This window comes from Mesorhizobium sp. P2_D6 (assembly GCF_056404315.1).
Map to the genome: position 1 here is coordinate 74,618 of NZ_JBFUEG010000022.1, position 6,289 is coordinate 80,906.

6 protein-coding genes are annotated in these 6,289 nt (G+C 64.2%); 4 read left to right on the forward strand and 2 right to left on the reverse strand.

Annotated features, from left to right (window positions below):
• Window positions 1–4: 4 nt before the first annotated feature.
• From AC1D1L_RS29805 to AC1D1L_RS29815, 3 genes are read left to right on the forward strand one after another with little or no spacing between them, the layout of a single operon-like run.
• Window positions 5–841, forward strand: a complete 837-nt coding sequence (locus AC1D1L_RS29805) for a carbohydrate ABC transporter permease (RefSeq protein ID WP_112560204.1) — start codon at window positions 5–7, stop codon at window positions 839–841.
• 13 nt (window positions 842–854) lie between these two features.
• Complete coding sequence (locus AC1D1L_RS29810) at window positions 855–1,934, forward strand: ABC transporter ATP-binding protein (protein WP_477344919.1); 1,080 nt, start codon at window positions 855–857, stop codon at window positions 1,932–1,934.
• A 30-nt stretch (window positions 1,935–1,964) separates the two neighbouring features.
• Window positions 1,965–3,995 carry an aldo/keto reductase gene (locus AC1D1L_RS29815; RefSeq protein WP_477344921.1) on the forward strand — a complete coding sequence of 677 codons (2,031 nt, stop codon included), beginning with the start codon at window positions 1,965–1,967 and terminating at the stop codon, window positions 3,993–3,995.
• A 165-nt stretch (window positions 3,996–4,160) separates the two neighbouring features.
• Here the strand turns inward: AC1D1L_RS29815 and AC1D1L_RS29820 are convergent, their stop codons facing one another.
• Window positions 4,161–4,589: an Lrp/AsnC family transcriptional regulator gene (locus tag AC1D1L_RS29820; RefSeq protein WP_112560245.1), complete on the reverse strand. Its 429-nt coding sequence runs from the start codon at window positions 4,587–4,589 to the stop codon at window positions 4,161–4,163.
• 149 nt (window positions 4,590–4,738) lie between these two features.
• On the opposite strand from AC1D1L_RS29820, the gene AC1D1L_RS29825 reads away from it, so the two are divergent.
• A complete protein-coding gene (locus AC1D1L_RS29825; RefSeq protein WP_477344922.1) occupies window positions 4,739–5,842 on the forward strand; it encodes a saccharopine dehydrogenase family protein in 1,104 nt (367 codons plus the stop codon).
• A 286-nt stretch (window positions 5,843–6,128) separates the two neighbouring features.
• Here AC1D1L_RS29825 and AC1D1L_RS29830 read toward each other — a convergent pair.
• The coding region (locus AC1D1L_RS29830; RefSeq protein ID WP_477344565.1) for a transposase at window positions 6,129–6,289 on the reverse strand (161 nt) is incomplete at its 5' end.

Here is a 6,289-nt window from a genome sequence, read left to right on the forward strand (position 1 = left end):
CGAAATGAGCTCGCTCTCGCAACGCCGGCTCGGCCGCAGCCTGCTGCTGCATCTGTTCCTGACGCCGCTGGCGGTGATCTGGCTGTTTCCGCTGTGGATGATGATTGTCTTCTCGACGATGCCCGACAACGGCATCTTCAGTCCCGGCATCGAACTCTTGCCGCACGACAATTTCCTCGCAAACTTCCACAATCTGCAGCGCGACACCGACTTTGTCGGTGCCATCGGCATTTCGGTCTCGGTGGCGGTGACCTACACCGTGCTGTCGGTGCTGCTGACCTCGATGGCTGGCTGGGCGCTGGCGCGCTACCATTTCGTCGGCAAAGGTTTTGTCGTCGCCATCATTCTCGGCACCATCACGCTGCCTTACGCGGTGGTGCTGATCCCGCAATTCATCATGGTGGCGCGCGACTTCCAGCTCGCCAACACCTGGGTGGCACTGATCGTGCCGCCTTTGTTCAATTCGCTCGGCGTTCTGTTCATGCGCCAGGCCTTCTCGATGATGCCGCACGATCTGTTCGACGCCGCCCGCGTGGAAGGCGTCAAGGAATGGCGCATCTTCCTGTTCGTCGCACTGCCTTTGGCGCGGCCGATGCTGGCCGCGCTCGCCATCATCCTGTTCCTCGCCTCTTGGAACAATTACCTCTGGCCGCTGCTGATCAACAGCCAGCCCGGCGCGATGACAGCACCGGTGGCGCTCGGCACGCTGATCGGCCTGACCAAGGTCTCCTGGGGCGGCCTGATGGTCGGCGCCGTCATGCTGACCGTGCCGATGCTCGTCGTCTTCGTGCTGCTGCAGCGCCACTTCATCGCCGGCATCGCCGCCGGCGCCGTGAAATAGGGACAACAGCGACATGGCGGCAGTCACCCTCACCAACGTCCTCAAGCGCTTCGGCGTCTATGAGATCATCCATGGCGCCAACATCGATATCGCCGACGGCGAGTTCGTCGTCTTTGTCGGCCCGTCCGGCTGCGGCAAGTCGACCTTGCTCAGGATGATCGCCGGGCTGGAGGACATCAGCGGCGGCGAGATCGCCATTGGCGGCAAGGTGATGAACGATGTCGAGCCGGCCGACCGCGGCATCGCCATGGTGTTCCAGTCCTACGCGCTCTACCCGCACATGACGGTGGGGCAGAATCTGAGCTTTGGCCTCAGAATGACCGGCAATCCGAAGGAGGACACCGAGCGGCGGGTGAAACGGGCCTCCGAGATCCTGCGCATCAGCGAGCTTATGGCGCGGCGGCCCAAGCAACTCTCCGGCGGCCAGCGCCAGCGCGTCGCCATCGGTCGCGCCATCGTGCGCGAACCGCAAGTTTTCCTGTTCGACGAGCCGCTGAGCAATCTCGACGCCGAACTCAGGGTCCAGATGCGGGTCGAGATCTCGCGCCTGCACAAGGAGCTTGGCACGACGATGATCTACGTCACCCACGACCAGACCGAAGCGATGACGCTGGCCGACCGGATCGTGGTGCTGCGCGGCGGCCATGTCGAGCAGATCGGCCGGCCGCTCGATCTCTACGACAATCCCGACAACCAGTTCGTCGCCGGCTTTGTCGGTTCGCCGAAGATGAATTTCATCAAGGGTCGCGTCGTCGGCAGCAACACGAGAAGCGTCACCGTCGAGCTAGTGGGTGAGGAAAAGGCCCGTATCATGCAGCCGCTGGCCGGCGCCGTGCCGGAAACCGGAGCCAAGGTCATCGTCGGCGTGCGGCCCGAACATTTCGGCAATGCCGGCGAAGGCGATGCCGACCTCACCGTCGGTATCGACGTGGTCGAGCATCTCGGCGGCACCAGCTTCATCTATGCCAGGACCGCCCATGGCGAGGACCTGGTGATCCAGCGCGACGCGGCAAAGGTCCCCGACACCTCCGAGATCACCGTGTCCATCCGCAAATCCTATCTGTTCGACGAAAACGGCCAGCGGCTGCGCTGAGCCCTTCCAGCCTTTCCAAGGAGAATGACCATGACTTCAACCGCGCCCATCCGCTGGGGAATCCTCGGGCCGGGCGACATCGCCAAAGCCTTTGCCGGCGGCGTGGCCGGATCACGCACCGGCACGTTGGCCGCGCTCGGCGCCCGCAACCCCGGCAAGGAGGGCTTAGCCCAGACATTTCCCGGCGCCCGCATCCTCGACGGCTATCAGGCGCTGCTTGACGACCCCGATATCGACGCCGTCTATATCGCCATACCGCATCCCGGCCACGCCGAATGGGCGATCAAGGCGGCCGAGGCCGGCAAGCACGTCCTGTGCGAAAAGCCGCTGGCACTGACCGCCTTCGAGGCTGACGCCATGATCCATGCCGCGCGCAAGGCCGGCATCTTCCTCGGCGAAGCCTTCATGTACCGGCTGCACCCGCAGACGCTGAAGCTGGTCGAGCTGATCAACTCTGGCGTCATCGGCGAAGTGCGCATGATAAAATCGAGCTTCGGCTTCGCCATGCCGGGCTTCATGCCGGAGCACCGGCTCTACGCCAACGATCTTGCCGGCGGCGGCATACTCGACGTTGGCGGCTATCCCGTCTCGATGGTGCGGCTGATCGCAGGCGCTGCGACGGGAAAACCCTTCGCCGAGCCAGACAAAGTCGTCGGCACCGCGCATCTCGGCCAGTCCGGTGTCGACGAATGGGCTTCGGCACTGCTGCATTTCCCGGGTGGGATCGTCGCCCAGGTGTCCTGCAGCATCTCACTCAACCAGGAGAATATGCTCTCGATCCTCGGCACCAAGGGCCGCATCGAGGTGCCGGATTTCTGGTTCGCCGGCGGCAACCGTGATGTCGGCCTCGGCAAGATCGACGTGATCGGCTCGAATGGCAAACGAGAAACCATCAGCGTCAACGAAACCCGCCATCTCTATTCCTTCGAGATCGACGCCGCCGGTGAGGCGATCCTGGCCGGGAGCCAGGAATTCGCTTGGCCAGGCATGGGCTGGGCCGACAGCCTCGGCACGCTGCGCGTGCTCGACAGATGGCGCAGTGCGGTCGGCCTCGAATACGAGATCGAAAAGCCGGCTAAGCGTGTCAACACCATCTCCGGTCGGCCGCTGCGCACCGACGGCACCGCCATCGGCAAGCGCAAGATCCCGGGCTTGTCGAAGCCGGCTTCGGTGGTGGCGCTCGGCTTCGAGGATTTCCGCACCTTCTCCTCCGGCTCGATCCTGCTCGACGCCTTTTTCGAGGCCGGCGGCAATCTGTTCGACACCGGCTATGTCTACGGCGCCGGCTACACTGAGACGCTGCTCGGCCAGTGGCTGAAAAATCGTGGCGTGCGCGAACAGTCGGTGATCATCGCCAAGGGCGCGCATTCGCCGCTCTGCTATCCCGATGTCATCGGCAAGCAGCTCGCCCAGTCGCTGGACCGGCTGCAGACCGACCATGTCGACATCTATTTCATGCACCGCGACAATCCCGATGTGCCGGTCGGCGAGTTCGTCGATGCGATGGACGCCGAGGCGAAAGCCGGCCGCATCCGCGGTCCGTTCGGCGGCTCCAACTGGACGATGGCGCGCATGGACGAGGCGATCGCTTATGCCGAAAAGAACGGCAAGCAAAAGCCCGGCGCGCTCTCCAACAATTTCTCGCTGGCCGAGATGCTGGAGCCGATCTGGGCCGGCTGCATCACCTCCTCAACCGACGACTGGAAAGCCTGGCTGACGAAGCGCCAGATGCCGAACTTCGCCTGGTCGAGCCAGGGCCGCGGCTTCTTCACCGATCGCGCCGGCCGCGACAGAAAGGACAATGAGGAGCTGGTGCGGGTCTGGTATTCCGAGAAAAATTTCGGCCGCCGCGACCGCGCCATCGAGCTGGCGCAGCGGCTCGGCAAAAGCCCGATCCATGTCGCGCTGGCTTACGTGCTGGCGCAGCCCTTCCCGTCGGTACCGCTGATCGGCCCGCGCACGCTGGACGAGCTGGAGGACAGTTTAAAGGCGCTGGATATCAAGCTGTCGCCGGAGGATGTGGCGTGGCTGGATAATGGGCCGGAGCGGCGCAGGGCTTAGCGCTGCTAATCTCCCCCCTCGAGGGGGAGATGTCGCCGAAGGCGACAGAGGGGGTCGCCGCGCGTGGAGCGCCAACATTCATCGGTCGCAAGAAGGTCGCATCCAGTCGAACCGACCCCCTCTGGCCTGCCAGCCATCTCCCCCTCAAGGGGGGAGATCAGCTCCTCACCGATCAATCCGCGTCGACAAGATAATCGACGACGACGTCCGCTCGACCCCATCCATTGCCCCGATCTCGTCCAGCAGCGCGTCGAGATCCCGGATCGACGGCGCGTCGACGATGACGATCATGTCGAAATTGCCACTCACCGAATGCAGCGTCCTCACCGGCGGCAACGCCTGCAGCGCGCGCACCACCTTGTCGGCGAGTTTCGGCGTCACGGTGAGCAGCACATGCGCCCGGACCAGTCCCTGCTCATAGTCCGGCGCCAGCCGCACGCCATAGCCGGTGATGATGCCGCGCTGTTCCAGCCGCTCGATCCGGCTTTGCACTGTGGTGCGCGACACGCCGAGCTGGCGCGCCAGTTCGGCGGTTGAGGCTCGCGCATTGGCGCGCAGCAGGGAAAGCAGCTTTTGTTCGGCGTCGCTGAGCATTTCGACGATCCTTGTCGTCTTATCGTCCAAAGAGAGGGTTCGTTTCGAACAATTCCACGCTTCCTTTCGCCGGGCAAGCTGCGATTCTCAAGGTCATGTCGCCCACCGCGCAGCGGTTCGGGCCAAAGGCTTTTGTGAGGGATCGAATCATGAAGAAAATCATCGTCGTCGGCGCCGGCAAGATCGGCTCAACCATTGCAGGCATGCTCGCCGACACCGGCGACTACCACGTCACCGTTGTCGACCGCGCGGCCACACAGCTTGCCGCGGCCGAACTCCCCGCCGGTGTCGAGGGGCTGGAGCTCGACATCACCGCTCCCGGCGCATTGGAAGCAGCCCTTGCCGGCGCCTTCGCCGTGCTGAGCGCCGCGCCTTTCCATCTCACCACCCGCATCGCCGAGGCGGCCGCCGAAACCGGCGTCCACTATCTCGATTTGACCGAGGATGTCGTCTCGACCCGCCGCGTCAAGGAACTGGCCAAGTCGGGCAAGAGCGCCTTCATTCCGCAATGCGGCCTGGCGCCGGGCTTCATCTCCATCGTCGCCAACGATCTCGCCAGCCGCTTCGATACGCTGGAAAGCGTGCGCATGCGTGTCGGCGCGCTGCCGCAATATCCATCCAATGCGCTGAACTACAATCTGACCTGGAGCACCGACGGCGTCATCAATGAATATTGCGAGCCTTGCGAGGCGATCGTCGAAGGCGAGTTGATCGAAGTGCCGCCGCTGGAAGAGCGCGAGGAATTCTCGCTCGATGGCGTCACCTACGAGGCCTTCAACACGTCCGGCGGGCTCGGCACTTTGGCCGAGACGCTGAAAGGCAAGGTGCGCACGCTGAACTACCGCACCATCCGCTATCCCGGCCATGCCGCGATCATGAAGGCGCTGCTCAACGACCTTGGCCTGCGCCACCGCCGCGATGTGCTGAAGGACATTTTCGAGAGCGCCTTGCCGGCAACGCTGCAGGACGTGGTCATCGTCTTCGTCACCGTGTCGGGCCGCCGCAATGGCCGCCTGCTGCAGGAGACCTACGCCAACAAGATCTACTCGCAGCGCGTCGGCAACCAGGTGCGCAGCGCCATCCAGATTACCACCGCCTCCGGCATCTGCGCCGTGCTCGACATGCTGGCCGACGGCAGCCTGCCGGCCACGGGTTTCGTCAAGCAGGAAGACATCGCGCTGGACGCATTCCTGGCCAATCGCTTCGGGCGTGCGTATGCCCAGCACGAGATGGTGAGCCGGCTCGCGAGCTGAGCTGCTGATCTCCCCCCTTGAGGGGGAGATGTCGCCGAAGGCGACAGAGGGGGTCGCCGCGCGTGAAGCGCCAACCTCCATCGGTCGCAAGAAGGTCGCGTCCAGTCGAACCGACCCCCTCTGGCCTGCCGGCCATCTCCCCCTCAAGGGGCCTGTTGCGTTATCGGGCTTTGGATGCCTGGAGAGACGGCAGGGGCGCATCGAGGTGCTTTCCGGCGCGGGTTTGCGGCCGGATAGGGTAGGAGTTGGCGTATTCGGTGGGTTTCGGGCGCAGTGCGACCCAGGCTCAGGTGGCCAGCGTTACCCAGCGGCGCATGTTGAAGGCCATGGCCGCGATGAGGACCTGTCCTGCCGCCTTGGCCAGGCCGCGATAGCGGATGGCGCAAAGTCGCATGCGGTTCTTCAAGGTGGCGAAGGTTGTCTCGACGGCAAAGCGTTGCCGGGCGA